22 protein-coding genes are annotated in these 23,767 nt (G+C 73.6%); 9 read left to right on the top strand and 13 right to left on the bottom strand.

From position 1 onward, the window contains the following. Positions 1-65: 65 nt before the first annotated feature. The 7 genes from ABD665_RS11825 to ABD665_RS11795 form a co-directional block, all read right to left on the bottom strand. Positions 66-980: an ABC transporter permease subunit gene (locus tag ABD665_RS11825; RefSeq protein WP_204910483.1), complete on the bottom strand. Its 915-nt coding sequence runs from the start codon at positions 978-980 to the stop codon at positions 66-68. Further along, positions 977-2,005 carry a carbohydrate ABC transporter permease gene (locus ABD665_RS11820; RefSeq protein ID WP_344742396.1) on the bottom strand — a complete coding sequence of 343 codons (1,029 nt, stop codon included), beginning with the start codon at positions 2,003-2,005 and terminating at the stop codon, positions 977-979. The genes ABD665_RS11825 and ABD665_RS11820 overlap by 4 nt, the downstream gene beginning before the upstream one ends. Continuing rightward, a complete protein-coding gene (ngcE, locus tag ABD665_RS11815; protein ID WP_204910484.1) occupies positions 2,002-3,423 on the bottom strand; it encodes an N-acetylglucosamine/diacetylchitobiose ABC transporter substrate-binding protein in 1,422 nt (473 codons plus the stop codon). The genes ABD665_RS11820 and ngcE overlap by 4 nt, the downstream gene beginning before the upstream one ends. A gap of 106 nt (positions 3,424-3,529) precedes the next feature. Further along, positions 3,530-4,291, bottom strand: a complete 762-nt coding sequence (locus ABD665_RS11810; RefSeq protein ID WP_204910485.1) for a sugar isomerase domain-containing protein — start codon at positions 4,289-4,291, stop codon at positions 3,530-3,532. Positions 4,292-4,335: 44 nt separating this feature from the next. Then, entirely contained in the window at positions 4,336-5,289 is a 954-nt protein-coding gene (locus ABD665_RS11805) for an SIS domain-containing protein (RefSeq protein WP_204910486.1), read from the bottom strand. A gap of 146 nt (positions 5,290-5,435) precedes the next feature. Then, on the bottom strand, positions 5,436-6,113 hold the full coding sequence (locus ABD665_RS11800; protein ID WP_204910487.1) for an MOSC domain-containing protein: 678 nt from the start codon (positions 6,111-6,113) through the stop codon (positions 5,436-5,438). 20 nt (positions 6,114-6,133) lie between these two features. Next, entirely contained in the window at positions 6,134-7,729 is a 1,596-nt protein-coding gene (locus ABD665_RS11795) for a family 20 glycosylhydrolase (protein WP_204910488.1), read from the bottom strand. A gap of 85 nt (positions 7,730-7,814) precedes the next feature. Here ABD665_RS11795 and ABD665_RS11790 point away from each other — a divergent pair, with 85 nt between their 5' ends. Further along, positions 7,815-8,804 carry a BadF/BadG/BcrA/BcrD ATPase family protein gene (locus ABD665_RS11790; protein ID WP_204910489.1) on the top strand — a complete coding sequence of 330 codons (990 nt, stop codon included), beginning with the start codon at positions 7,815-7,817 and terminating at the stop codon, positions 8,802-8,804. Here ABD665_RS11790 and ABD665_RS11785 read toward each other — a convergent pair. Both ABD665_RS11785 and ABD665_RS11780 read right to left on the bottom strand, forming a co-directional pair. Next, on the bottom strand, positions 8,801-9,895 hold the full coding sequence (locus ABD665_RS11785) for a substrate-binding domain-containing protein (RefSeq protein WP_204910490.1): 1,095 nt from the start codon (positions 9,893-9,895) through the stop codon (positions 8,801-8,803). The genes ABD665_RS11790 and ABD665_RS11785 overlap by 4 nt on opposite strands. After that, positions 9,892-11,268, bottom strand: a complete 1,377-nt coding sequence (locus ABD665_RS11780) for an FGGY family carbohydrate kinase (RefSeq protein WP_204910491.1) — start codon at positions 11,266-11,268, stop codon at positions 9,892-9,894. Before ABD665_RS11780 ends, ABD665_RS11785 begins: the two co-directional genes overlap by 4 nt. Before the next feature lie 102 nt (positions 11,269-11,370). On the opposite strand from ABD665_RS11780, the gene ABD665_RS11775 reads away from it, so the two are divergent. Next, positions 11,371-12,336 carry a ketose-bisphosphate aldolase gene (locus tag ABD665_RS11775; RefSeq protein WP_204910492.1) on the top strand — a complete coding sequence of 322 codons (966 nt, stop codon included), beginning with the start codon at positions 11,371-11,373 and terminating at the stop codon, positions 12,334-12,336. A 66-nt stretch (positions 12,337-12,402) separates the two neighbouring features. On the opposite strand, the gene ABD665_RS11770 is transcribed toward ABD665_RS11775, so the two are convergent. Beyond that, complete coding sequence (locus tag ABD665_RS11770; RefSeq protein WP_204910493.1) at positions 12,403-13,485, bottom strand: substrate-binding domain-containing protein; 1,083 nt, start codon at positions 13,483-13,485, stop codon at positions 12,403-12,405. Between the two features lie 123 nt (positions 13,486-13,608). On the opposite strand from ABD665_RS11770, the gene ABD665_RS11765 reads away from it, so the two are divergent. The 6 genes from ABD665_RS11765 to ABD665_RS11740 all read left to right on the top strand — a co-directional run bounded on the left by ABD665_RS11765 (position 13,609) and on the right by ABD665_RS11740 (position 20,515). Beyond that, complete coding sequence (locus tag ABD665_RS11765; RefSeq protein WP_204910494.1) at positions 13,609-14,274, top strand: nucleoside/nucleotide kinase family protein; 666 nt, start codon at positions 13,609-13,611, stop codon at positions 14,272-14,274. Positions 14,275-14,295: 21 nt separating this feature from the next. Then, positions 14,296-15,477 (top strand): ROK family protein, encoded by a 1,182-nt coding sequence (locus ABD665_RS11760; RefSeq protein ID WP_204910495.1) that lies wholly within the window; start codon positions 14,296-14,298, stop codon positions 15,475-15,477. 322 nt (positions 15,478-15,799) lie between these two features. Continuing rightward, complete coding sequence (locus ABD665_RS11755; protein WP_204910496.1) at positions 15,800-16,915, top strand: substrate-binding domain-containing protein; 1,116 nt, start codon at positions 15,800-15,802, stop codon at positions 16,913-16,915. 252 nt (positions 16,916-17,167) lie between these two features. Then, complete coding sequence (locus tag ABD665_RS11750) at positions 17,168-17,974, top strand: ATP-binding cassette domain-containing protein (RefSeq protein WP_204910497.1); 807 nt, start codon at positions 17,168-17,170, stop codon at positions 17,972-17,974. After that, positions 17,971-19,230: an ABC transporter permease subunit gene (locus ABD665_RS11745; protein ID WP_204910498.1), complete on the top strand. Its 1,260-nt coding sequence runs from the start codon at positions 17,971-17,973 to the stop codon at positions 19,228-19,230. The genes ABD665_RS11750 and ABD665_RS11745 overlap by 4 nt, the downstream gene beginning before the upstream one ends. A gap of 97 nt (positions 19,231-19,327) precedes the next feature. Next, entirely contained in the window at positions 19,328-20,515 is a 1,188-nt protein-coding gene (locus ABD665_RS11740) for an ROK family protein (protein ID WP_204910499.1), read from the top strand. 21 nt (positions 20,516-20,536) lie between these two features. On the opposite strand, the gene nagB is transcribed toward ABD665_RS11740, so the two are convergent. From nagB to ABD665_RS11725, 3 genes are read right to left on the bottom strand one after another with little or no spacing between them, the layout of a single operon-like run. Then, positions 20,537-21,319 carry a glucosamine-6-phosphate deaminase gene (nagB, locus tag ABD665_RS11735; RefSeq protein ID WP_204910500.1) on the bottom strand — a complete coding sequence of 261 codons (783 nt, stop codon included), beginning with the start codon at positions 21,317-21,319 and terminating at the stop codon, positions 20,537-20,539. Positions 21,320-21,372: 53 nt separating this feature from the next. After that, positions 21,373-21,864: an anthrone oxygenase family protein gene (locus ABD665_RS11730; protein ID WP_204910501.1), complete on the bottom strand. Its 492-nt coding sequence runs from the start codon at positions 21,862-21,864 to the stop codon at positions 21,373-21,375. Beyond that, positions 21,861-22,721: a Rossmann-fold NAD(P)-binding domain-containing protein gene (locus ABD665_RS11725; RefSeq protein WP_344742395.1), complete on the bottom strand. Its 861-nt coding sequence runs from the start codon at positions 22,719-22,721 to the stop codon at positions 21,861-21,863. Before ABD665_RS11725 ends, ABD665_RS11730 begins: the two co-directional genes overlap by 4 nt. Before the next feature lie 81 nt (positions 22,722-22,802). On the opposite strand from ABD665_RS11725, the gene ABD665_RS11720 reads away from it, so the two are divergent. Further along, on the top strand, positions 22,803-23,762 hold the full coding sequence (locus tag ABD665_RS11720; protein ID WP_204910502.1) for a cupin domain-containing protein: 960 nt from the start codon (positions 22,803-22,805) through the stop codon (positions 23,760-23,762). The last annotated feature ends 5 nt before the right edge of the window (positions 23,763-23,767 follow it).

Raw genomic sequence — 23,767 nt, 5'->3', positions numbered from 1 at the left:
GCCCTTCGACGGGCTCAGGGGGCGTTCTGCCCTTCGACAAGCTCAGGGGGCGTGCTGCGGTGCGACTACTTGTTGGTCCCCTGCGACACGGAACCCTGCAGCTGGCGCTGGAAGATCAGGTAGACCACCAGCACCGGGACGACCGTGATCACGACGGCGGCGAAGAGGGCGCCGAAGTCGACCGAGTAGCCGGCCTGCGAGGCGAACGACGCCATGCCCTGGGTGAGCACGTAGTTGTCCGGGTTCGTGTTCAGCGCGACCGGGAGCAGGAACTGGTTCCACAGCCCCACGAAGTTCAGGATCGCGACGGTGGCGAGCCCCGGCCGGGCCATCGGCAGCATCACCGAGAAGAAGGTCCGCCACTCCCCCGCCCCGTCCAGCGCGGCCGCCTCGGCGATCGAGGACGACAGCGAGCGGAAGAACGAGTAGAGGAAGAACACCGTGAACGGGAACGCGAACGCCGCGTACACGAGGATCAGCCCGGGCAGGGTGTTGAGCAGCCCGGCCCCGCGCAGCACGAAGAACAGCGGCACGATCGCCAGGAAGATCGGGAAGGTCAGCCCGGCCAGCATCAGGTAGTAGATGAAGCGGTTGCCCGGGAACGGGAACCGCGCGAGCACGTACGCCGACATCGAGCCGAACAGCATCGTCACGATCAGCGCGCCGAAGACGACGATGACCGAGTTGAGGAAGAAGCTGCCGATCCCGGCCGTCGTCCACGCGTTCGCGTAGTTGTCGAACCGCAGCCGCTCGGGCAGCGCGAACGGCGACGCGAAGATCTCCGAGCTGGTCTTGAACGAGCTCATGACCACCCATAGCAGCGGCACGATCACGAGCAGCGACCAGATGATCAGCACGGCGTGCGAGCCGGCGGTCACCGCGGTGTCGCCGGTCGAGCGGCCCGGGGTGCGCGCCGCCTCCGGCGCCGTCCGTCCCGCGGTCACGTCGGTGGCCCCCGGGGGAGCCTGCGTCGTCGTCATTCCGCCACCTCGTCGCGTCCACCGGTGAGCCGGATGACCAGGAAGACCAGCCCCGCGTACGCCAGCGTGATCACCGCGAGCACGACGCCCATGGCGCAGGCGTAGCCGAACTGGCCCTTGGTGAAGGCCGTCGTGAACAGCTGCTGCGACATGACCAGGGTGGAGTTGTCGGGACCGCCGCCCGGCTCGAGCGCGGCCATGTAGACGAAGGCGTCCAGGGCGAGGATGCCCATGTAGATGTACGCGGTCTGGATGTTGTCCCGCACGAGCGGGATGGTGATCGAGATCGTCGTGCGGAACCGTCCGACGCCGTCCACGCGGGCCGCCTCGAAGATCTCCGCGGGGATGCCCTTGATCGCGGCGATGAACAGCACCATGTAGAAGCCGACCAGGCCCCACACGATGACGAACATGACCGCGAGCTTGGCCGCGCCGACCTCGCCCAGCCAGGCGTACGACTGGAACTGGTCGAGGCCCACGCCCGTCAGGACACCGTTGAGGATGCCGCTGTTGGGGTCGTAGATCTGCGACCAGATCAGGCCGATGACGATGGCCGGGATGACGTACGGGAAGAACGACACGATCCGGTAGAAGCTCGACCCGGCCAGCCCCCGCACGTTGCCGCGGCTGGAGCCGCCGACCGTCACCAGCGTGGCGAAGAACATCGCCAGCGCCAGCGTCACGGTCGGCAGCACCAGCGCGAAGACCACGCTGTTGCCGACGGCCTTCAGGAAGATGTCGTCGTCGAGCAGCTTGGCGTAGTTCGCGAGGCCGACGAACGGGATCTCCGGGGAGAAGCCCGTCCAGCTGGTCAGCGAGAAGTACGCGGCCTGCACGAACGGCGACACCACGAAGGCGATGTAGGCGACGAGCGGGACGACCAGGAAGACCGCGAAGAAGCTGATCCGGTCGAAGGTCAGGTTCCGCTTGCGCCACCGCGGGGAACCCAGCTGGCGCAGGCCGTGCCGCAGCCCGACCGAGGTGGCCGCCCCCTCGACGGGGGCGACCGGACCAACGGCCGTCACGACACCGGGACCTTCTTGATCGAGTCGTCCTTGGCGATCTTGTCGGTGATCGACTGCAGGCCCTTGGTCAGCGTCGCGACGTCGGAGCCGCCCTGCAGGAAGGCGTTCCACAGCACGAGCTGGTCGGTGTTCGTGCCGTAGAGGTCGACGAAGTTCCAGGTGAAGACGTTCGTGCCGGCGGCGTCGAGCATCTTGACCTGCGACTGCAGCGCCGTCGAGCCGAAGCCGTCCTCGGGGATGAGGCCCTTGACGATGCTCGAGCTGAAGGTGGTCTTGGCGAAGTTGGTCGCCGCGTCCTTGGACAGCATCGCGCGGAGGAACTCCTTGCCGCCGGCGACGTTCTTGCCCTGCGCCGGGACGATGTAGCCCTCGCCCGCCGTCGAGTGCAGCGCCTCCCACGGCATCGCCGAGGTGCTGCTGACCGTGGGCTCGGGGGCCCCGGTCATCTTGAAGTCGTCCTTGGTCTGGGTCTTCATCTCGTTCTCGATCCAGCCGCCCGAGGGGTAGAGGATGAAGTCCTGGTCGTTGCTCCACTGCGCCTGCGCGGCCGTGAACTGCGTGCCCGCGCCGCCCTTCTTGACGTAGCCGGCGTCGATGATCTTCTTCAGGCCGTTGAACACGTCCTGGACCGGCTGCATCGACCAGGCGTCGGGCTTGAGGTTCTCCAGCGCGAGGCGCACCTCGTCGCCGCCCTGCTTGATCGCCGAGGCGATCGCCATCGTCTGGTAGTAGGTCGCGGCCTCCTTGCCCCAGCCGAGCAGGAACTTGCCCTTGGCCTTGGCCTGGCCGCCGAGCTCGTACATCTCGTCGTAGGTCTTCGGGACCGTCCAGCCCTCCGACTCGAAGAGCGACGCGGAGTACCAGAGCGCGTACACCGTGAGGACGTAGTTCAGCTGGACGAACTTGCCGTCGAACGTGCCCGGCGCGGTGACGCCCGGGTAGAGGGTGTCCGCGATCTTGGTGCCCTCGTAGTTGTTGGCGTTGATCACGTCGGTGAGGTCGGCCAGCTGGTCGCGGATGGTGTTGATGCCGATCAGGCCCGCGCCCGAGTTGTCGATGACGTCCGGCGGGTTGCCGGCGACGAAGCGCGGCTGCAGGGTCTGGGCGATGTTGGTCGCGGCGTCGACCTTGACCGTCGAACCGGACTGCTTGGTCTGCATGGCCTTGCCCGCGAACTCCGCGTACTCGATGCCGTAGCCGCCCTTGAAGATCACGGCCTCGGTGCTGCTGTTCGCGGCCAGGCCGAAGGGGTTCTCCGCGCTGGTCGGGCCCGCGGCGGAGCTCGCCGCCGGGGTCGAGCCGGTGCCGGAGGCGGCGCAGCCGGCGAGGCCGGAGGTCGCGAGCGCGGCGACGGCGAGACCGCCGCGCAGGAAGTCGCGCCTGTGCAGGGACGAGAGCGTCTGGGACTGCGTCTTCATGGGTTGGTCCTCCGGTGCGTTGCGGGTGGTCACGTGCCGTGCGGTGCTGCGGGTCGTGCGGTCGTGCGGTCCTGCGGGTGGTGCGGTGCTGCGGTCGTGCGGGGGTCTAGGTGCCGCGGTGGATGCGGCCGGCGTAGAGCTGCTCGAGCGCGGAGTTGTGCTCGTCGCCGCCGGGGATGTTCGCGGAGAGGTAGAGCGGCGGGCGGCGGCCGTCGGCGGAGATCCGCTCGGAGACGCCGATGGTGAGGAGCTGCGCGACGTAGGCCGCCGTGATCGAGGAGACGGCGCCGACGGGGACCCCGCCCGAGAGCTCGAGGGTGGCGTCGCCGTACGGGGCGAGGTTGTCGATCACCACGTCGCCGACGTCGGACAGCCGCTTGCCGCTCGGGTGCTTGAGCGGGACGGCCATCGTGTGCTCGAGCGAGGTGACGACGACGAGCGGGATGCCGTGCTCCTTGGCCAGCAGCGCCAGCCCGACGATCGAGCCGTTCACGCCGGAGTTCGACGCGATCATGAGCAGGTCCCCGGCCTGGATGCCGGAGAGCTCCCACAGCTCCTGCACGTTGTCCGGGTTGCGCTCCAGGCTCGAGCCGCCGAGCTGGTCGGTGGTGAGGCTGCCGCGCAGGACGAGGTCGCGCAGGGCGATCTTGTTGGTGGGGATGAGCCCGCCCGCCCGGCCGGCGATCTCCATGGCGAACGCCTCGGAGTGCCCGGTGCCGAAGGCGTGGATCACACCGCCCGACTCGATCGTGGTGGTCATGAGCTCGACGGCGGCGTCGAGCCCGCCGTCCGCGGCGAGCGCGGTGATCTTGTCGAGCCGCGTGCTCACCTGCTCGGCGAAGCCGTGCACGGCCTGGCTGAAGTCCATCGTGTCCCTTGCGTCGGTGTCCTGGTGGGTGGAAGGAGGGGGCGTCACGCGTGGTCCTGCCCGCCGCCGCGGCCCGGGGTGCGACGGGGCCGGCGGTGCGAGGCGACGGCCAGCGCGGAGGCCGCGAGCTTGTCGCTGGAGCGGTCGAAGTCCTCCTGCGCGACGAGGAGGTAGAGCAGGTCGAGCACGAGCAGCTGCCCGTGCTTGGCGGAGAGGTCGTCGGGCTGCAGCGCCTGCTCGTAGACGGAGGTGACGATGCTGCGGTCGGCCAGCTCGTCGAGCGGGGAGCCGGGGTTGTTCGTGATGGCGACGGTGAAGGCCCCGGCGCGGCCCGCCTCGGCGAGCATCTCGATGGTCTCCTCGGTCCGGCCGGTGGTGGAGATCCCGATCGCGACCGTGCCCGGCCCCTGGATGGCGGCGCTGACCAGTCCGAGGTGCGCGTCCGCCCAGGCGAAGGCCGGCACGCCGATCCGGTAGAGCCGGCCCTGGAGCTCGGCGGCCAGCATCGCGCTGCCGCCCACGCCGTAGACGTCGACCTGGCCGCTGCGCGCGATCCGTCCGGAGACCTCGCTCATCACCTCGAGGTCGATCGCGGACGTGGCCTCCCGCAGCGACTTCGTGTGGCTGCCGATCAGGCGCGCGAGCAGCAGCTCCGGCGTGTCGTCCGGGCCGAACTCGCGGCCGATCTCCGTGGCCCACGACTCCCGCGCCGTGCTCCGGCCGACGTCCGTCGCGATGCCGACCCGCATCTCGACGTAGCCGGCGTAGCCGACCATCCGGCAAAAGCGCGTGACCGAGGCGGCGGAGGTCCCGGCCTGCTCGGCCAGCTCGCCGATCGACAGGGTGAGCGGCGCCTGCGGGTGCAGCAGGAGGTAGTCGGCGACGCGGGCGAGGGCCGCGGGCATGTCCGAGTGCAGCGCCCGGATGCGGTCGGCGACCGCGGGCGACTGCTCGCGCGTCTGCGCGGCACGCTCGGACGTGAGAATGACTATCGCCAACTTCCGCTCGGACTGAAATTCGCTCTCACGTTAGAGCGTGGGCCGAGCGGTCGGCAAGCACCTGGGCCCGATAGACCGCAGAACGCAACAGAACCGAAACATCAGTGGGGATGAACGTTCGCTGAAATTCTGCCCCGCGACGGGCGTCAGCCCTCGGAGGTCGCGGGGCGGGTCCTGCCGCGCCGCTCGTCCTCCTCGTGCCAGACCGTGCGGTGGCCGGCCCAGGTCCGCCAGTGCGCGGCCAGCTCCGGCGCGGCGTCGATCACCGAGAGGTCGCGGGACTCGCGGAGGTAGACCCGGGTGATGTCGGCGGCCGTGATCCCGTGCGCCGGTGGTCGTTCGAGGGTGACCGCGTCGCCCGGGCCGAGCGCGCCCTCCTCGAGGACGCGCAGCAGCACCCCCGGGCGGCGAGCGGCTGCCATCCGCCGCGGGAAGCCGGGGTCCCCCATCCGGAAGCCGAGCTTCCAGCAGGGGGTGCGCGGCTCGGTGACCTGCAGGACCGCCGTCCCCACCCGCCACGTCTGGCCGATGACGGCGTGGGTCAGGTCCAGCCCGGAGGTGGTCAGGTTCTCGCCGAACGTCCCGTTCGCCAGCGGGTGCCCGAGCTCGGCCGCCCACCAGTCCAGGTCCTCGCGGGCGTACGCGTGGACGGCCTTGTCGGCCCCGCCGTGGGCGTTCGGGTCGGCCTGCTCGTCGCCCTCCAGGTGGTGGGCGTGGACCCGGACCCGACCCGCGACGGGGTGCTTGACGATGCTCGTGACGATCGGGCGGCCGAGCCAGGGGTAGGCCCTGGGCCCGCCGACCTGCACGGAGAGGACGACCACGGGGACCGCCTCCCGGACTGTCATGCCGTCGCCGCCGTCGCCGCCGGATCGACCGGATCGATCGGACGGCGCAGGCTCCCCGAACCGCCCTGCTGCCAGGGGTGCGGGCCCGCCTCGGGCCGGAAGTTCACGCCGAGCGCGTCGAGCCGGCCGAGGTGGACGTCGAGCCGTTCCGCGAACTCGGGCCACGACCGGCCCTCGGGCGCCGACCAGGCCACCTCGGCGTGCGCGGACGCCCGGGGGAAGAGCTGGTACTCCGCGCGCCGCAGGCTCGGCACGTACTCGGTCCACAGCTGGCACTGGGTGCCGAGGACCCGGTCCGCGCTCTCCGGCGGCACGCCGGCCAGCGGCTCGAAGCCGTAGACGGTCTCGGTCGTGGTGAGGCCGCCGATCGCGTACGGCTCCTCCGCCCCGGCACCGGGGTAGAAGTCGAGGTACGTGTGCGAGTACGGAGCCATCACGACGCCCATGCCCGCCGCGGCGGCGGCCACACCGTGCTCGGCGCCGCGCCAGGCCATCGCCACGGCGCCCTCGAGCGGGCCCTCGTCGCAGATCTCGTCCCAGCCCACGAGCCGGCGCCCGCGGGCGGCGAGCCAGTCGCGCAGCCGCTCGGTGAACCACCGCTGCAGGTGGGTCACGTCGGCGAGCCCGCGCTCGGCGGCCAGGGCCCGCGCCGCCGGGCTGGCCAGCCACTCGGTCCGGGGGCACTCGTCGCCGCCGACGTGGACGTACGGGCCGGGGAAGACGTCCAGCAGCGCGGCGTAGACCTCCAGGACGCGGTCCAGCGTCTCGTCGCTGACGTTCAGCACCTCGTCGAAGACCCCGAAGGTCGTGGCGGTCCGGTAGCCCGCCGCCGGGTCGTTGCCCAGCTCCGGGTAGGCGGCCAGGAGCGCCAGCGCGTGCCCGGGCAGGTCGATCTCGGGGACGACCGTGATGCCGCGCTGGCCGGCGTACGCGACGAGCGCGCGCAGCTGGTCGGCCGTGTAGGAGCCGCCGTGCGGGGTGCCGTCCCCCTCGGCGTCGTGCGGCCGCCGCGTCTCGGCGCGCCAGCCGCCGACCTCGGTGAGCCGCGGCAGGCCCGGGACGGGGAAGCGCCAGCCCTGGTCCTCGGTGAGGTGCAGGTGGAGGACGTTGTGCTTGTGCAGCGCCAGCAGGTCGACGACGCGGAACAGGTCGGGCAGCGCGAAGAAGTGGCGGCCGACGTCGAGCATCACCCCGCGCCACCCGAAGCGCGGCCCGTCCTCGACGACCACGAACGGCACGCTCAGCCGCTCGCCGGTCGGGGCCGGGAGCAGCACGCTGGGCGGCAGCAGCTGGCGCAGCGTCTGCACGGCCCAGTTGAGGCCGCGCTCCGTGGCCGCGGTGAGGGTGATGCCGTCCTCGGCGACCCGCAGCCGGTAGGCCTCCTCGGCGAGCCCCGGGTCGCGCACCAGCCGCAGGGCCCCCTGCTCGGACAGCGGCAGGTCGAGACCGGTCCCGGGCGCGAGCAGCCGGCGGACGACGGCGGCCCAGGCCGGCGTGCCGGCGACGGCGAGGTCGGACGGGAGCACGTACGCGCCGTCCTCCCGCCGGACCGACGTGGGACGGGGGACCAGGGCCAGCGGAGCGAGAGGCATCCGGCGACGCTAACGGGCGGCCGCGCGGGAGCCGGGCGGTGGCGACCGGAGAGAATCGCCGCATGAAGCTCCAGGCGGACGTCCGATGACGCTGCTCGCCCTCGACGCCGGGGGCACCAGCACCCGGGCGGTCGCCGTGACCGGCGCCGGGGAGGTCCTCGGCTACGGGCGCGGACCGGCGGGCAACCCGACGGCGGCGGGCATCGTGCCGGCCGCGGACGCGATCGGGGGTGCCGCGGGAGCGGCCCTGGCCGTGGCCGGGTCGGCCGACGTCGCCGTCGTCGCGATGGCCGGCGAGCAGACCGAGACGTTCCGCGAGGAGGTGACCGCGCGGCTGGCCGCGTACGGGGTGCGGCGGGTCGTGCTCGACCACGACCTGCTGGCGCTCTTCTGCTCGGGGACGCCGTCGCCCGACGGCTACGCCCTGATCGCCGGCACGGGGACGGTCGCGGCGCGGGTCGTGGACGGCGAGCTCGACCGCGTGGTCGGCGGCCGCGGCTGGTTGCTCGGTGACGCCGGCGGCGGCTTCTGGATCGGCCGCGAGGTCGCGCGGGCCGTGGTCGCCGCGCTGGACGGCCAGACCGGGCCGACCGCCCTCACCCCGCTCGTGCTGGACGCCCTCGGCGTCGGCACCGGCAGCGCCGACCCGGACGGCGCCGCCGGACGGGCGTCGGCGATCCGGCAGGTCGTGTCCGCCGTGTACGCCCGACGCCCCGTCGCGCTGGCCGAGCTCGCACCGCTCGCCTTCGCCGTCCCCGACGACCCGACGGCGCGGGCGATCGTCGTGGCCGCGTCCCGGGCGCTCGCCGACCTCGTCGACGCCGTCCGGGTGCCCGAGCTCGAGGGCCCGGTGGTCGTCGGCGGCAGCGTGGTGGTCCGGGGCATCCTCGCCGCACCCGCGTCGCTCGCCCGCGACCTCGTGCCCCCGGCCGGGGGCGCCCCCGTCGTCGCCGTGCCGGACGGCCTGGTCGGCGCCGCCGTGCTGGCCCTGCGCCACACCGGGGCGACGGTCGACGCGGCGACCTTCGTCCGGCTGCGCGACCAGGTGCTCGCCGCCGCGCCCGCGCCGGTCTAGGCCGGTCCGGGCGGCATCGACCCGACCATCAGCGGCGAGCCGGTCAGCGGCACGCAGCCGCAGGTCGTCCCGTGCTCGAGGTCGAGGTCGACCGTGACGCGGCGGGGCGGCAGGGACGGGTCCCGGGTGCGTTCCGCGAGCAGCTGCATCGTCCGGGCGGCGACCGTCGCCACCGGCACCACGGCCTGCGTGGGCCGCAGGCCCGTCACGGTCGCCTCGCCGATCGAGTCGATGGTCGTCACGACGACGTCGCGCGGGATGGTCAGGCCCAGCCGCTCGATCGCCGCGAGGGCCCCCCAGAACATCCGGTTGTTCGTCGTGAACACCCCGAACGGCGGCTCCAGGGTGGAGAAGAGCGCGTACGCGCCGGCCGCCGCGTCGTCGGGGGTGGTGTGGCCGTCGCTCACGTGCGTCGCCAGGCCGGCGGCGCGCAGCACCCGGCGGTAGCCGTCCTGCCGGTCGCGGACGTTCGACAGCGACCGGTCCCCCGCCACGAGCGCGACCCGCTCCAGGCGGTGGTGCTGGACCATGTGCGACACGAGCGCCTCGGCGGCCCTGCGGTTCGCGGGGAGGACGTGGTCGGCGATCCCGCGGACGCTCGGCACGGTCCGGTCGAGGACGACCGTCGGGATCTCCGAGACCGCGTCGGGCAGGCTCGGGGCACCGCACGGCAGCACGATCAGCCCGTCCACCCGCTGCTGGCGGAACAGCCGCAGGTAGCGCTCCTCCTGGTCCACGTCCTCGTCGGAGTCCCCGAGCAGCAGCGCCGGGCTGGCCTCCGTCAACCGCTCCTCGATCGCGCGGGTCAGCAGGCCGAAGAAGCCGTTGCGGACGTCCGGGATGATCAGCCCGACGAAGCCCGACCGTCGCGTCCGCAGCCCGATCGCCGCCGCGTCGCCGACGTAGCCGAGCGCGCGGACGGAGGCGAGCACCCGCTCGCGCATGTCCGCCTTCACGTACGCCTCGTCGTTCAGCACGCGCGACACCGTCTTGGCCGAGACGCCCGCGTGCGCGGCGACGTCGAGGAGCCGCGGTGGGCGCCGCAGGCCGGCCCGCTCGACGGGCGGCCGGTCGCGGCCCGGTCCGGTCACGGACGACCACCCGGAGGCGTCGGGAGGTGGTCCGCGGTCCAGCAGCCCGCGGCGACCCCGGCCAGCAGGGCGGCACCGCGCGCGACGGACTCGGGGTCGTCGACCACCACGAGGCCGTGGGTCGACCGCTCACGCTTCGCCCGGACCCAGCGCGGCGACCGGGTGCCGCCCCCGGTGAGCAGGGTGGGCCCGTCCGCCCCGCCGAGGTCCCGCAGCCGCGCCTCTCCGACCGCCGCCTGCTCGGCGTAGCCGTCCAGGGCGTCGGCCCAGGCCTGGCCCGGGTCGTCGAGGAGGTGCCGGGGCAGGTCGTCGGGCCCGAGCAGGCCGTCCTCGAGCCCGAGGAGGACGGCGGCGTCGAGCGGTCGGCGCGCGGGCCGGTCCTCCGCCCGCCGCTCGAGCTCCGCGCGCGGGAGCTCCAGCAGCCCGGCCAGGCCCTCCAGCCCGCGGCCCGGGCGCAGGTGCTCCCAGAGCAGCATCAGCGCCGACCGCCCGGGCCAGCCGGTGAGCGTGAGGTGGCCCGGCAGGTCGTCCAGGGCCGGGACCGGCCTCGCGGCGTCCCAGCCCACGAGGAGCGGCTCGCCGGTGCCCATCGAGTCCGTCACCATCTCCGGCCGCGCACCGGCCCCCACGACGCCGACCGGGTGGTCGTGCCCGGCGATCGTCACCGGCACGCCGTCCGGCAGGCCCGTGCGCCCCGCGGCGGCCGCGGTGACGACGCCGACGCGGGTGCCGGCGCGGACGACCGGCGCCCAGTCGACGGTCACCCCGACCAGCGCGAGCAGGTCGTCGTCGTAGCGGCCGGTGGTCGGGTCGAAGGCGCCGCTGGTGGCGGCCAGCGACGGTTCCTGCGCGACCTCCCCGGTCAGCGCCCACACGACCAGGCCCGCCGCGCCGGTCCAGCGTCCCGTCGGGCGGACGCCCCGGTCGGCCAGCCAGCCGATCTTGCTCAGCGTCGTCCAGGACCGGGCGCGCCGGCCGGTGCGCCGCACCAGCTCCTCCTGGCCGAGCGTGGCGACGAGCAGGTCGGCCGTGGCCCGGCCGTAGCGGTCGTGCCAGACCAGCATCGGGACGTCGGCGACCCCGTCCGGGCCGACCCAGCCGCCCGACTCCCCGAGCCCGGCCACCCCGACCCCGACGACCCCGGGCAGCCAGGGCGCCAGGTCGGCGAGCAGCGCGTCCACGGACGTGAGCAGGTCGTCGACGCGCGTCCCGGTCGTCCCCGCCGACGGGGTCGGGGTGGTCGTCGGGGTCGGCGCGAACGGCGAGCGGACCGAGCCGCCCGCCACCCGGCTGCCGTCCAGCCCGACCAGCGTGGCCTTGAGCGCGGACGTGCCCAGGTCGAGACCCAGCAGGGTCTGCGGAACCGGGGTCACCCGGGGACCCTAGCAGCGCCGTCCTCTAGTCTGTCCTTCGTTGTCAGACAACGGACGTCAGAATGGCTGGCCCTCCGGTCTGCGGCAGGACGGACGGACGAGATGGCACTGATCACCCTGCGCGCGGCGCTCGACGCGGCGAAGGACGGCGGCTACGGCGTCGGCGCCTTCAACGTCACCGACCTGGTCCAGGTCGAGGCGGTGCTGGAGGCGGCGCGCGAGACGGACTCCCCCGTCATCGTGCAGACCATCGTCGGCGCCTCGGCCCACGGCACGGACGAGCTCTTCTGGGCCGCCATGCAGACGGCGGTCGGCCGCTACCCCGACGTCCCGGTCGTCCTCCACCTCGACCACGGGCCCACCTACGACGACTGCGTACGCGCCATCGACGCGGGCTTCACCAGCGTCATGATCGACGGCAGCCTGGCCGAGGACCGGGTCACCCACGCGACGTTCGAGGAGAACGTCGCGGTGACGGCGAAGGTGCAGGCGTACGCGGCCGCGCGCGGCGTGTCGGTCGAGGGCGAGCTCGGGACCATCGGCGGTTCCGAGGACGGCGGCGAGCACAAGGCGATCGTGCTGGCCGACCCGGACGAGGCGGAGGAGTTCGTGCGCCGCACCCACGTGGACGCGCTGGCGGTGGCCATCGGCACCTCGCACGGGGCGTACAAGTTCACGTCGCCGCCCGACGGCACCGTGCTCCACATGGACCTGATCAGCGAGATCGCGGCCCGCGTGCCCGGCACCCACCTGGTCATGCACGGCTCGTCGTCGCTGCCGGCCGACCTCCGCGAGGTGATCAACGCCCACGGCGGCACGCTGCCCGAGTCGTGGGGCGTGCCCGAGGCCGAGAAGGCCCGGTCCACTCAGCTGGGGGTCCGCAAGATCAACCAGGGCATGGACTCGCACATGGCCTTCTCGGCCGCGGTCCGCAGCCAGCTCGCCGAGGACGGGCTGAACGTCGACCCGGCGCTCTACGAGCGGCGCGGCCGGGTGGCGATGCAGGAGATGGTGGCGGAGCGGATGCGCGTCTTCGGCCAGGCGGGCCAGGCCGGCCGGCACCGCTGACCGCCGCCCGGGACGCCGAGAGGGCGGGGACGGGCTCGCGCCCGTCCCCGCCCTCTCAGGTGGGTCCTACTTCTCGCCCCAGCAGAGGCTCAGGCCCTCGGTGGTGTCGATGCTGTCGAGGCCGTCGACCTTCTTGTCGGTCACGAGCTTGACGCCCGTGTCGTAGAAGTCGAGGCCCGGCGTCACGGCCGGCTTCTCGCCGCCGCGGGCGATCTTGGCGATCGCCTCCACGCCGAGCTGGGCCATCTTCAGCGGGTACTGCTGCGAGGTGGCGCCGATCGTGCCGTTCTGCACGTTCTCCACGCCCTGGCAGCCACCGTCGACGGAGACGATCAGCGTCCCGGTCTTGTTGGCCGCCTTGAGCGCGTCGGCCGCACCGGCGGCACCGGGCTCGTTCAGCGTGTAGACGACGTTGATGTCGCTGCTCTTGGAGAGGCAGGCCTCCATCGCCGACTTGCCGCCGTCCTGCGCGCCCTTGGTGGGCTCGTTGCAGACGATCTGGTACTCGCCGCCCTTGCCGCCCGTGTAGCTGCCGGTCTTGTCCTCGTCGCCGTTCTTCTTCGGGTCCTTGACGTCGATGCCCATGCCGGTCAGGAAACCCTGGTCACGGTTGTAGTCGACCGAAATGACCTTGTCGTTGAAGGCGTCGAGCAGCGCGATCGTGGCCTTCTTGCCGTCGAGCTGCGCGGCGGTCCACTTGCCGATCGCCTCGCCGGCCTTGAAGTTGTCCGTGGCGAAGGTGATGTCGACGGTGTCCGCGGGGTCCGGGGGCGTGTCGAGCGCGATCACGTAGAGCCCCTGCTGGCGGGCGTTGTTGATCGCCGTGTTGATGCCGGGGCCGTTCGGGGTGATCAGGATGCCCTGGTCGCCGCGCGTGACGGCCGCCTCGATGGCCTCCACCTGGCCGGCCTCGTCACCGTCCTCCTTGCCCGCGGCGATCGTCAGCTTGACGTTGTTGGACTCGGACGCCTGCTTGGCGCCGTTCTGCATGGCGATCCAGAACGGGTTGATCGAGTCCTTCGTGATCAGGGTGACGGAGACGGGCTTGTCGCCGCCCCCGCCCGAGCTGGAGCCCGCGTCCGGCGTGGCGGACGAACCGCCGCAGCCGGCCAGGGCGAGGGTGGCCGCCGCGGCGAGCGCGAGCGGCACGAGAGCGGGGTGGCGAGGGAACAGGCGTCGTTGCACAAGAACCTCCAGGTGGTGTTTAGTCGGTATTCCTACAGCCCGGCGGGACTTATGTCTAGTAGCCGCCCTAAGCAGGAAGGAGGGTCGATGGCGACCCCCACCGTCGAGCGGCGCACCACGGAGCAGCTCGTCGCCCTCGCCCGCAGCCTGGTGACGCCGGGCCGCCGCGCCTTCCTCGGCGTCACCGGCGCTCCCGGCGCCGGCAAGTCGACCCTCGCCGAGGCGGTGGTCGCGGCCCTCGGCGACGACGCCGTCCTCGTGAGCATGGACGGCTTCCACCTCCGCGACGACGAGCTGACCCGGCTCGGCCGGCGCGAGCGCAAGGGGGCGATCGACACCTTCGACGTCGCCGGCTACCTGCACCTGCTCCGGCGGCTGCGCGACCGTACGGACGCGGTGGTCTACGCCCCCGTGTTCGACCGCGGGCTGGAGGAGTCGATCGGCTCCGCCTTCCCCGTCCCCGCGGAGGTCCCGCTGGTCGTGACCGAGGGCAACTACCTCCTCGCCGAGGACGGCGACTGGGCCCAGGTCCGGCCGCTGCTCGACCAGTGCTGGTTCCTCGAGCCCGGCGAGGACGTCCGGCTGGAGCGGCTCGTGGCCCGGCACCGGCGGTTCGGCCGGAGCGCCGAGGAGGCGTGGGAGCGGTCGACCGGCAGCGACGGCCGCAACGCCGAGCTGGTCGCGTCGACGCGGACGAGGGCCACGCTCGTCGTGAGCCTCGACGACCCGGGGCCGAGCCCCGCGGTGGGGTAGGAACGGGCGGATGGAGACAGCATGGCCCGCCTGAGCGTGGGGACCAGCGTCGGCGAGGTGCTCGGCTACATCGCCTCGGGCGAGGCCCGGACGCGGGGCGCCCTGACCCGTCGTACGGGGCTGTCGCGCGCCACGATGTCCGAGCGCCTGGAGGTCCTCTTCCGGGCCGGGCTCATCCGCGAGGGCGAGCTGGCCAAGCCGTCGGGCGGGCGGCCCTCCCGCGTCCTCGCCCTCGACACCGGCCGCTACGCCGTGCTGGCCGCGGACGTCGGCGAGGACCACGTCCGCGTGCTGCTCACCGACCTCACGGGCGCGGTCGTGGCCGAGCGCCTGGGCTCGATGCCGGTCAGCGCGGGTGCGCCCGCCGTGCTCGGCTGGGTCACCGCGACCGGGCTTGAGCTGCTGGCCGACACCGGCCGCGCGCCCGACGACCTGCTCGGCGTGGGGCTCTCGGTGCCGGCCCTGGTCGACCACGCGCGGGGCCGGGTGACCTCGCCGTCGGTGATGGAGGGCTGGGACGGCCACGACATCGAGAAGCTCGTGCGCGCGAGGCTGGACGTGCCCACGGTGGTCGAGAACGACGTGAACGCCCTCGGCTACGCCGAGCACCTCCGCGACTGGCGCTCCTACGACGACGTCCTCTACGTCAAGGCCGGCACCGGCATCGGCAGCGCGGTCATCAGCTCGGGCACGCTCTTCCGCGGGGCGCAGGGCGCGGCCGGCGACATCGGGCACGTCCGCCTCCGCCCGGACGACGGCCCGCTCTGCCGCTGCGGCGCCACCGGGTGCGTCGAGTCCCTCGCGGCGGGCTGGAGCATCGTCCGGGACCTGCGGGCCGCGGGCTTCGACGTGTCGACGACCCGCGATGCGATGGACCTCGTCCAGGCCGGCACGCCGGAGGCCGTGAACCTGCTCCGCGCCGCCGGCCGCACGCTCGGACGGGCGATCGCGTACGCGGTGAGCATGCTCAACCCGAGCGTCGTCGTGGTCGGCGGACGCCTGACCGGCCAGCACCTGCTGACGGGCGTGCGGGAGTCGGTCTACTCGTACTCGTCGCCGCTCGCCACCAACGACCTGCAGGTCGTCGAGGGACGCGCGGACGAGCGCAGCGGGGCCACCGGCGCCGCCCTGCTGGCGGTCGCCCGGGCCCTGGAGCCCGACGCGGTCAACGGGCGGCTGAGGTTCCTGGCCGAGTCGGCCTGACCGCGGCCGCACCCCGGCCAGAATCGGCTCCCCGGCGACATATCCCATCGAGGGGCAGCGACGCCAGAGGCGCGGCGAAACCTTTCGGCAACAGTTATCAAGACGTGACGCTCCGAGCCCACCGATCCGGTGCGCAGGGCTGTTAAGTTCTCGCTCACTACATAAACCCGTCAACGTCGATGCGGTCCGCGCCACCCGACCAGGAGCCACGAGCTCCCGGCACGACCGGCGCTCGCGAGGACAGACGGGCACGTCCAGCACACCCGATCGGGTGCGCGCCCTCTGGGTCAGCCGACGGCTGGCCGCGAAAGGTCCTTGATCTATGAAGAAGCACCTGCTCGGCATCGGCACGCTCGCCGCGGCCGCGGCCCTCACCCTCGCCGGCTGCGGCGGCGGTTCCGACGCGGGTCAGCCCGCAGCCTCCGGCGGCGCGTCCGCGGCCGTCACCGGCAAGATCGGCGTGATCCTGCCCGACACCGAGTCCTCGGCCCGCTGGGAGACCGCCGACCGGCCGTTCTTCACCAAGGCCTTCGCCGACGCGGGCGTCCAGTCCGACATCCAGAACGCGCAGGGTGACGCCACCCAGTTCCAGACCATCGCCGACGGCATGATCAGCGCGGGCGTCAAGGCGCTCATCATCACGAGCCTCGACCCCGACTCGGGCACCGCCGTCATCAAGAAGGCGACCGACGCGGGCATCCCGGTCATCGACTACGACCGCGCGAACCTCGGCGGCGGCGCGAAGTACTACGTCTCCTTCGACAACGTCAAGGTCGGCACGGCCATCGGCGAGGGTCTCGTCAGCTGCATCAAGGCCGACAACAAGCCCGCGGCCAAGGTCGTCGAGCTCGACGGCTCGCCCACCGACAACAACGCCACGCTGTTCAAGCAGGGCTACGACAAGGTCATCAAGGACGCCGGCTACGACGTCGTGGCCGAGCAGGCCGTGCCGGAGTGGAGCAACGAGGAGGGCGGCCGGCTCTTCGAGCAGCTCTACACGAAGCAGGACGGCAAGGTCGACGCGGTCGCCGCGGCGAACGACGGCCTCGCGGGTGCCGTGATCTCGGTCCTCAACCGCAACGGCCTCGCCGGCAAGGTCCCGGTCAGCGGCCAGGACGCCACCGACGAGGGCCTGCAGCGCATCCTGCTCGGCACCCAGTGCAACACCGTCTACAAGGCCGTGAACAAGGAGGCCGACGCGGCCGCCAAGCTCGGCATCGCGCTCGCCAAGGGCGACGTGGCCGGCGCCGACGCGCTCGCGACGCAGACCTTCGACGACCCGAAGGCCGGCGCCAGCAAGAAGGCGATCCTGCTCGACCCGCAGGCGATCACCAAGGACAACGTCAAGGCGGTCATCGACGACGGCTTCACCACCGCCGCCAAGGTCTGCACCACCGCCGAGCTGAAGAAGGCGTGCTCCACCGCGGGCATCTCCTGACCCAGCACACCACCGGCCCTGGTCGTCCCGCCTCCTCGTGAGGCGGGGCGGCCGGGGCGTGTCTCCCGATCTCCAGCAGGCGCAGGCGCGGCATCCGCGCCCGGTCCGGCAAGACGGAGGAGCGAAAGCGCAGCGGGCTGCGCTGAGCGACTCCGCCGCCGCCGGTCGGGATGCGGGGCCACGCCTGTGCCCGTTGGAGTCGGGAGACACGCCCCGGGGCCGTGCCCGAACCACCCATCTTCTGGAGGACCGATGACGACCGGAACCGTCAGCCCGTCGGGCGACGGCCAGCAGCCGCTGCTCAGCCTGCGGGGCATCACCAAGAGCTTCGGGGCGGTGGACGTCCTCAAGGGCGTCGACCTCGACTGCTACCTCGGCCAGGTCACCGCGCTCGTCGGTGACAACGGCGCCGGCAAGTCGACCCTGGTCAAGGGCATCGCCGGCACCTACACCTTCGACGGCGGCACGTACCTCTTCGAGGGCCGCGAGGTGAACGTGAACTCGCCCAAGGCGGCGAGCGACCTCGGCATCGAGGTCGTCTACCAGGACCTCGCGCTCTGCGACAACCTCGACGTGGTCCACAACATGTTCCTCGGCCGCGAGGAGGTCAACGGGATCGTCATGGACGAGACCACGATGGAGCGGCGGGCGCAGGAGACGCTGAAGGGCCTCTCCGTCCGCACGCTGAAGTCGGTCCGGACCTCCGTGTCCCGGCTCTCCGGCGGCCAGCGGCAGACCGTCGCCATCGCGCGGGCCGTGCTGTGGAACAGCAAGCTGGTCATCCTCGACGAGCCGACCGCCGCGCTGGGCGTCGCCCAGACCGAGCAGGTGCTCAACCTGGTGCGCCGGCTGGCCGACAGCGGCCTCGCCGTGATCCTGATCTCGCACAACATGAACGACGTCAAGCAGGTCGCCGACACCGTCGCCGCGCTCTACCTCGGCCAGCTGGCCGCGACGGTCCGCGCCGACGACGTCACGACCGGCCAGATCGTCGAGCTCATCACCACCGGACGCAGCGGCGAGCTCGGTCTCGCCGCCGACAGAGAGGTGCTGCGATGAGCACCACCACCCAGCCGGCCGCGTCGACGGAGGACGTCCCGGAGCGCGCGACCCTCGGCAGCGCGGCCCGCGACTACCTCACCCGCGTCCGCGGCGGCGACGTCGGCTCGCTGCCGGCCATCGCCGGCTTCGTCTTCCTCGTCGTGCTCTTCACGATCCTGCGGCCCGACACCTTCGCCACCAAGCTCAACTGGGCGAACCTGCTCAACCAGAGCGCGGCGGTCATCTTCATCGCCATGGGCCTGGTGTTCGTGCTGCTCCTCGGCGAGATCGACCTGTCGGCCGGCTACACCGCGGGCGTCGGCGCCGGCACCCTGGCCGTCCTGCTGACCCTCAAGGGCTGGCCGTGGCCGGCCGCGCTCCTCGCGGCCCTGGTCGTCGGGCTGGTGATCGGCCTGCTGATCGGGTTGCTGGTGGCGAGGCTGGGCATCCCGTCCTTCGTCGTCACGCTGTCCGCCTTCCTGGCGCTGCAGGGCGTGCTGCTGACCGTCATCGGCACCGGTGGCACCGTCCCGCTGCGCGACCCGTTCATCCTGTCGCTGATGAACGAGAACCTCTCGCCCGTCGTCGGCTGGGTGATGTGGTTCGTGGTCGTCGTGGGCTACGCGCTCGTCGAGGTGCTCGGCCGTGCGCGTCGGAGCAAGGCCGGACTGCCGTCGCCCTCGGTGGCGCTGCCCGCGCTGCGGATCGCCGTGCTCGCCGTGCTCCTGGGCCTGCTGGTCTTCCTCTTCAACCTCGAGCGTGCGGTCAACCCGGCGATCAAGTCGCTCAAGGGCGTGCCCCTGATCGTCCCGATCGCCATCGTGTTCGTGGTCGTGCTGAGCTTCGTGCTCAAGCGCACGCGGTTCGGCCAGCACGTGTACGCCGTCGGCGGCAACGCCGAGGCGGCCCGCCGCTCCGGCATCAACGTCAACCGGATCAAGATCGCCTGCTTCATGATCAGCTCGACGCTGGCGGCGTTCGGCGGCGTGCTGCTGGCCTCGCGGGCCAACTCGGTCTCGCCCTCGACGGGTGGCGCCTCGACGCTGCTGCTCGCGGTCGGCGCGGCCGTCATCGGCGGCACGTCGCTCTTCGGCGGCAAGGGCCGCATCATCGACGCCATCATCGGCGGCCTGGTGATCGCGGTCATCCAGAACGGCCTGCCCCTGATCACCCAGCGGGCGGAGATCCAGTTCATCGTCACCGGGCTGGTCCTGCTGCTCGCGGCGAGCGTCGACGCGATCTCGCGCCGACGAGCCGCGGCGTCCGGGAGATAGCCGTGCCTGCCGGACCCTGGTCGGCACGCAGCCGGTCAGGGTCCGGCGGGCTCCCGACCTCCGGGCACCGCCCGACGCACCGCCCCGAGGGTCTCCGATGAACGCCCGCGAGACCCTCGCCGGCTCCCCCGACGTACGGCGCACCAACCTCGCCGTCCTGCTCCGCCACCTGCACCTCGACGGGCCGATGCGCCGGGCCGAGCTGACCGAGCGTCTGGGGCTCACCCGCAGCACCGTCGCCGGCCTCGTCGGCGAGCTCGGCCGGCTCGGGGTCGTGGAGCAGTCCACCACCGGCGCCCCCGCCGTCCCCGCCAGCCGCGGCCGGCCCTCCCCCGTCGTGCGTCCCTGCCCCCTCGGCGTCCAGGTGCTCGCCGCCGAGGTGCGGATCGACCAGGTCGAGGTCGCGCTCGTCGGGCTCGGCGGCACCGTCCTCCGCCGCGACAGCCGGCCGCTGCCCGACCGCGGGCCCGAGGCCGCGGCCGACCTCCTCGCGGAGACCGTGGCCGAGCTCGTGGCCACGGCGCCCGGCCGGGTCCTCGGTCTCGGGGTCGCCGTCCCCGGCGTCACCCGGCACGACGACGGCGCTGTCCGCTTTGCCCCGAACCTCAGCTGGCGCGACGTCGCCCTCGGCGAGCTGCTGGCGTCCCGGCTGCCCGGGACGCGCGTGCAGGTCGTCAACGACGGCGACGCGGGCGCGCTCGCCGAGCACCTGCGCGGGGTCGCGCGGGGCTGCGCCGACGTGGTCTTCGTCGAGGGCGAGGTCGGGGTCGGCAGCGGCGTGATCATCGACGGCCGCCCGCTGGCCGGCGCCGGCGGCTACGCGGGCGAGCTCGGACACATGGCCGTGGCGGGCCCCGCCGGCCGGCTCTGCCGCTGCGGTTCGCACGGCTGCTGGGAGACCGAGATCGGCCGGCACGCCGTCGCGCGGGCGCTCGGCCTGGACCTGGGCGCCTCGCGCGCGGCGCTGGTCGAGGCGCTGCACGCGCCCGGCCCCGAGGTGACCGCCCGCCTCGACCGGGTCGCCCGGCACCTCGGCGCCGGCCTCGCGACCGTCGTGAACGTCTTCAACCCCCGCCTCATCGTGCTCGGCGGGCTGCTGCGCGAGGTCTACCCCCGGGTATCGACGCGGGTGCAGCGCGCCCTGCTGGACGGCGCCCTCGCGGCCCCGGCCGAGCAGGTCAGGGTCGTCCTGCCCGAGCTCGGGGACGACGCGGTGCTGCTCGGCGCCGCCGAGACCGTGTGGCAGCGCGTGCTGCTCGACCCGGTCGGCGCCCTCGCGTCCTGAGCCGGGGTCCCGGCCGGAGCCTCAGAACTGCTGCCAGGCCGGCTTGTGCGCGTAGGTCCAGCGGTAGTAGTCGGCGAGCTGCAGGTCGGCGGCCGCCGCCTCGTCGACCATGACCGTGGCGTGCGGGTGGTGCTGCAGGATCGAGGCCGGGCACATGCTCGTCACCGGGCCCTCGACCGCCGCCGCGACGGCCGCCGCCTTCTGCGACCCCTGGGCCACGAGCAGCAGCGAGCGGGCGTCCATGATCGTGCCCAGCCCCTGCGTCAGGCAGTGCGTGGGGACCTCGTCCGGGGAGGCGAAGAAGCGCGCGTTGTCGGCGCGGGTGCGCTCGGTGAGGGTCTTGATGCGCGTCCGCGAGGCGAAGGACGACGTCGGCTCGTTGAACCCCACGTGCCCGTTCGCGCCGATGCCCAGGATCTGCAGGTCGACGCCGCCGGCGGCCCGGATCGCCTCCTCGTAGCGCCGGCCGGCCGCCTCCAGGTCGGTCGCCCGGCCGTCGGGGACCTGGACGCGCTCGGGGTCGAGGTGCAGCGGGACGGTGACCTCGCGGTCGATGACGGAGGCGTACGACTCGGGGTGGTCGGCCGGGATGCCGACGTACTCGTCGAGCGCGAAGGCGGAGACCCGGCTCGTGTCGAGCGTGCCCTCGCGGACGTGCGCGGCGAGCGCGGCGTAGATCGCGAGCGGCGACGACCCGGTCGCCAGCCCCAGCACCGCGTCCGGGCGCGCGCCCACGAGACGCGTGATCTTCCGGGCCGCCAGCAGGCCGACCTCGGTGCCCGAGGGCATGATCACCACTTCCATCGCGCTGCCGACCCTAGTGGGCCCGCTGCGGGGACCGCAGCGCGGCCCACCCGTCACCGGTCGACGAGGCTCGCGAGCAGGGCCGCGGCGCCGAGGGCGGCCGCGGCGGTCCGGACGTGGTTCAGCAGCACCCACGGCCTCGCGTACGCCCGCCAGACCTCCCTCGTCCCCCCGGCGGCGGGGTCGACCAGGGCCAGGGCGTCGTTGGCCGGGACGTGGTAGCCGGCGGTGATCGCGAAGGCCACGAGGTAGAGCACGCAGCCGACCAGCACCAGCCAGCCGCGGGCCGAGGGGCCGGTGGCGAGCGACAGCACCGCGAGGACCGTGAGCGCCACGCAGAGCAGGGCCGTCCCCATCAGCGGCACGAGCAGGCCGGGCCCGGGCGCGAGCCGGTTGATCTCCTGCATGGCCCGGACGGCGTCGGCGGGTGCCAGCGCGTCCAGGGCCCGCATGACGAAGGCGGAGAAGGCGAGCAGCACGCCGGCGACGAGAGCCGCTCCGAGGGCGGCCAGCGCGGCGAGCAGGGTCCCGGCCCCGGTCGTCACGACGCCACCGCCGTGCCGTCGAGGTCCCACACGCCGGTCGCCGCGAGGTCGCGGACGACGTCGGCGAAGGCCCGGGGCGGCCGGCCGAGCACCCGCGCGACGCCGTCGGTCAGGTGCTCGTTGCGCCCGTCGAGCACCTCCGCGAAGAGCTGCCCGAGCGGTCGGGCCTCCTCGGGCGGGACGCCGCCTGCCACGGCGCCGGCCACGAAGCCGTCGACGTCGAGGGGCACGTACGCGAGCGGACGCCCGGTCGCCCGGGCGATCAGGGTCGCCGCCTCCGCGAAGGTCACGAGCGCGGGCCCGGAGAGCTCGACGGTCTCCGCGGACGGGTCGGGCCGCAGCAGCAGCGCGGTCACCACGTCCGCCACGTCGTCGACGTCGACGAACCCCTCGGCGACCTCCGGGCGTCCGGCCGTCGGCAGCGCGACGACGCCCTCGAGGACGGGGCCGAGGAGGAAGTGCTCGCTGAAGTCCTGCGCGAACCAGCTCGACCGCACCACCGCGACCGGGCACCCGCCCTCGCGCAGGGCCGCCTCGCTGCGGGCGGCCGCGGGCTCTCCGCGACCGGACAGCAGCACGAGCCGCTCGAGGCCGGCGTCGGCCGCCGCGGCACCCAGCCGCCGCAGCTGCCCCTCCGCCTCCGGCAGGGCGAGGTCCGGCGCGTAGGCCACGTACGCGGCCTGCGTCCCGGCGAGCAGCGCGTCCCAGCCCCCGGGCTCGTCCCAGGCGAACGGCGGGTCGCCGCGGCGGGAGCCGGTGCGGACCGGGCGGCCGTGCGCCCGGAGGCGGTCCGCGACGCGTCGGCCGGTGCGGCCGGTGCCGCCGAGGAGGAGGACAGGAGCGGTGGGTGTCGTCATGGGAACCATCAAGCCCGAGTTCCACGAGACGATCCATGCTCTGGGCACTCATTTTCCTTCGTCTGCGTCTACGCTCGGTCCGTGGACCCGCTCACCGACCTCGTCCGCGCCCCGCGGGCGCTGGACGCGTTCCTGCTGCGGGTCGTCATGGCCCCGCCCTGGTCGGTCCGGGTGCAGGACGAGGCGCCGCTGACCGTGCTGGCGCTGACGGGCGGCGCGGCGACGCTGACCCCCGACGGCGGTCCGGCGCTCGACCTCATGGCCGGCGACGTGGTGCTCGTCCGCGGTCCCGGGCCGTACGTCGTCGCGGACCGGGCCGGGACGGAGCCGCAGGCGCTCATCCACCCCGGCGGGCGGTGCGAGACGCCGGACGGGACGAGCCTGGAGCTGCCGATGCGGCAGGGCGTGCGCTCGTGGGGCAACGCCGGCGACGGTCCCGACACGATGCTCGTGGGCACGTACGAGCGGGCCGGGGAGGTCGGGGCACGGCTGCTGGGCGCGCTGCCGTCGACGGTCCTGCTGCGCCCCGGACCGGACCGCTCACCGCTGCTCACCGCCCTGGTCGACGTGCTGGCGACCGAGGTCGTCGCCGAGGAGCCGGGCCAGGCCGGGCTGCTCGACCGGCTCCTCGACGCGCTCGTCGTCGCGGCCTGCCGGGAGTGGTCGGCCTCGACCGCCGGGGTCCCGGCGTGGCTGGGCGGCGACGACCCGCTCGTCCGGGCGGCGCTGGCCCTGCTCCACGAGGAGCCGGCGCGGCCCTGGACGGTCGCGTCCCTGGCCGGCGCCGTCGGCCTGTCCCGGGCGGCCCTCGCCCGGCGGTTCGCGGACGCCGTCGGCGAGCCCCCGATGGGCTACCTGACCGGCTGGCGCCTCGCCGTCGCCGCCGACCGGCTGCGCGACACCGACGAGACCGTGGCCGCGGTCAGCAGGGCCGTCGGCTACACGAGCCCCTTCACGTTCAGCACGGCGTTCAAGCGCGTGTACGGCACCGGGCCGCTGGCCTGGCGCCGGGCCGAGGCGCGGGTCCTGGCCGCCGGCTGAGCGGC

This window comes from Microlunatus spumicola (assembly GCF_039536445.1).
Lineage (GTDB): Bacteria > Actinomycetota > Actinomycetes > Propionibacteriales > Propionibacteriaceae > Microlunatus > Microlunatus spumicola.
Note: the sequence above shows the minus strand (reverse complement) of the source record. Positions and strands in the feature narration are given on the sequence as shown.

What these genes read in the sequence shown, in the direction of transcription:
- ABD665_RS11825 (WP_204910483.1), bottom strand. Translation starts at nt 980, where the DNA reads ATGACGACGACGCAGGCTCCCCCGGGGGCCACCGACGTGACCGCGGGA.
- ngcE (WP_204910484.1), bottom strand. Translation starts at nt 3,423, where the DNA reads ATGAAGACGCAGTCCCAGACGCTCTCGTCCCTGCACAGGCGCGACTTC.
- ABD665_RS11810 (WP_204910485.1), bottom strand. Translation starts at nt 4,291, where the DNA reads ATGGACTTCAGCCAGGCCGTGCACGGCTTCGCCGAGCAGGTGAGCACG.
- ABD665_RS11795 (WP_204910488.1), bottom strand. Translation starts at nt 7,729, where the DNA reads ATGCCTCTCGCTCCGCTGGCCCTGGTCCCCCGTCCCACGTCGGTCCGG.
- ABD665_RS11790 (WP_204910489.1), top strand. Translation starts at nt 7,815, where the DNA reads ATGACGCTGCTCGCCCTCGACGCCGGGGGCACCAGCACCCGGGCGGTC.
- ABD665_RS11775 (WP_204910492.1), top strand. Translation starts at nt 11,371, where the DNA reads ATGGCACTGATCACCCTGCGCGCGGCGCTCGACGCGGCGAAGGACGGC.
- ABD665_RS11765 (WP_204910494.1), top strand. Translation starts at nt 13,609, where the DNA reads ATGGCGACCCCCACCGTCGAGCGGCGCACCACGGAGCAGCTCGTCGCC.
- ABD665_RS11760 (WP_204910495.1), top strand. Translation starts at nt 14,296, where the DNA reads ATGGCCCGCCTGAGCGTGGGGACCAGCGTCGGCGAGGTGCTCGGCTAC.
- ABD665_RS11755 (WP_204910496.1), top strand. Translation starts at nt 15,800, where the DNA reads ATGAAGAAGCACCTGCTCGGCATCGGCACGCTCGCCGCGGCCGCGGCC.
- ABD665_RS11750 (WP_204910497.1), top strand. Translation starts at nt 17,168, where the DNA reads ATGACGACCGGAACCGTCAGCCCGTCGGGCGACGGCCAGCAGCCGCTG.
- ABD665_RS11745 (WP_204910498.1), top strand. Translation starts at nt 17,971, where the DNA reads ATGAGCACCACCACCCAGCCGGCCGCGTCGACGGAGGACGTCCCGGAG.
- ABD665_RS11740 (WP_204910499.1), top strand. Translation starts at nt 19,328, where the DNA reads ATGAACGCCCGCGAGACCCTCGCCGGCTCCCCCGACGTACGGCGCACC.
- nagB (WP_204910500.1), bottom strand. Translation starts at nt 21,319, where the DNA reads ATGGAAGTGGTGATCATGCCCTCGGGCACCGAGGTCGGCCTGCTGGCG.
- ABD665_RS11725 (WP_344742395.1), bottom strand. Translation starts at nt 22,721, where the DNA reads ATGACGACACCCACCGCTCCTGTCCTCCTCCTCGGCGGCACCGGCCGC.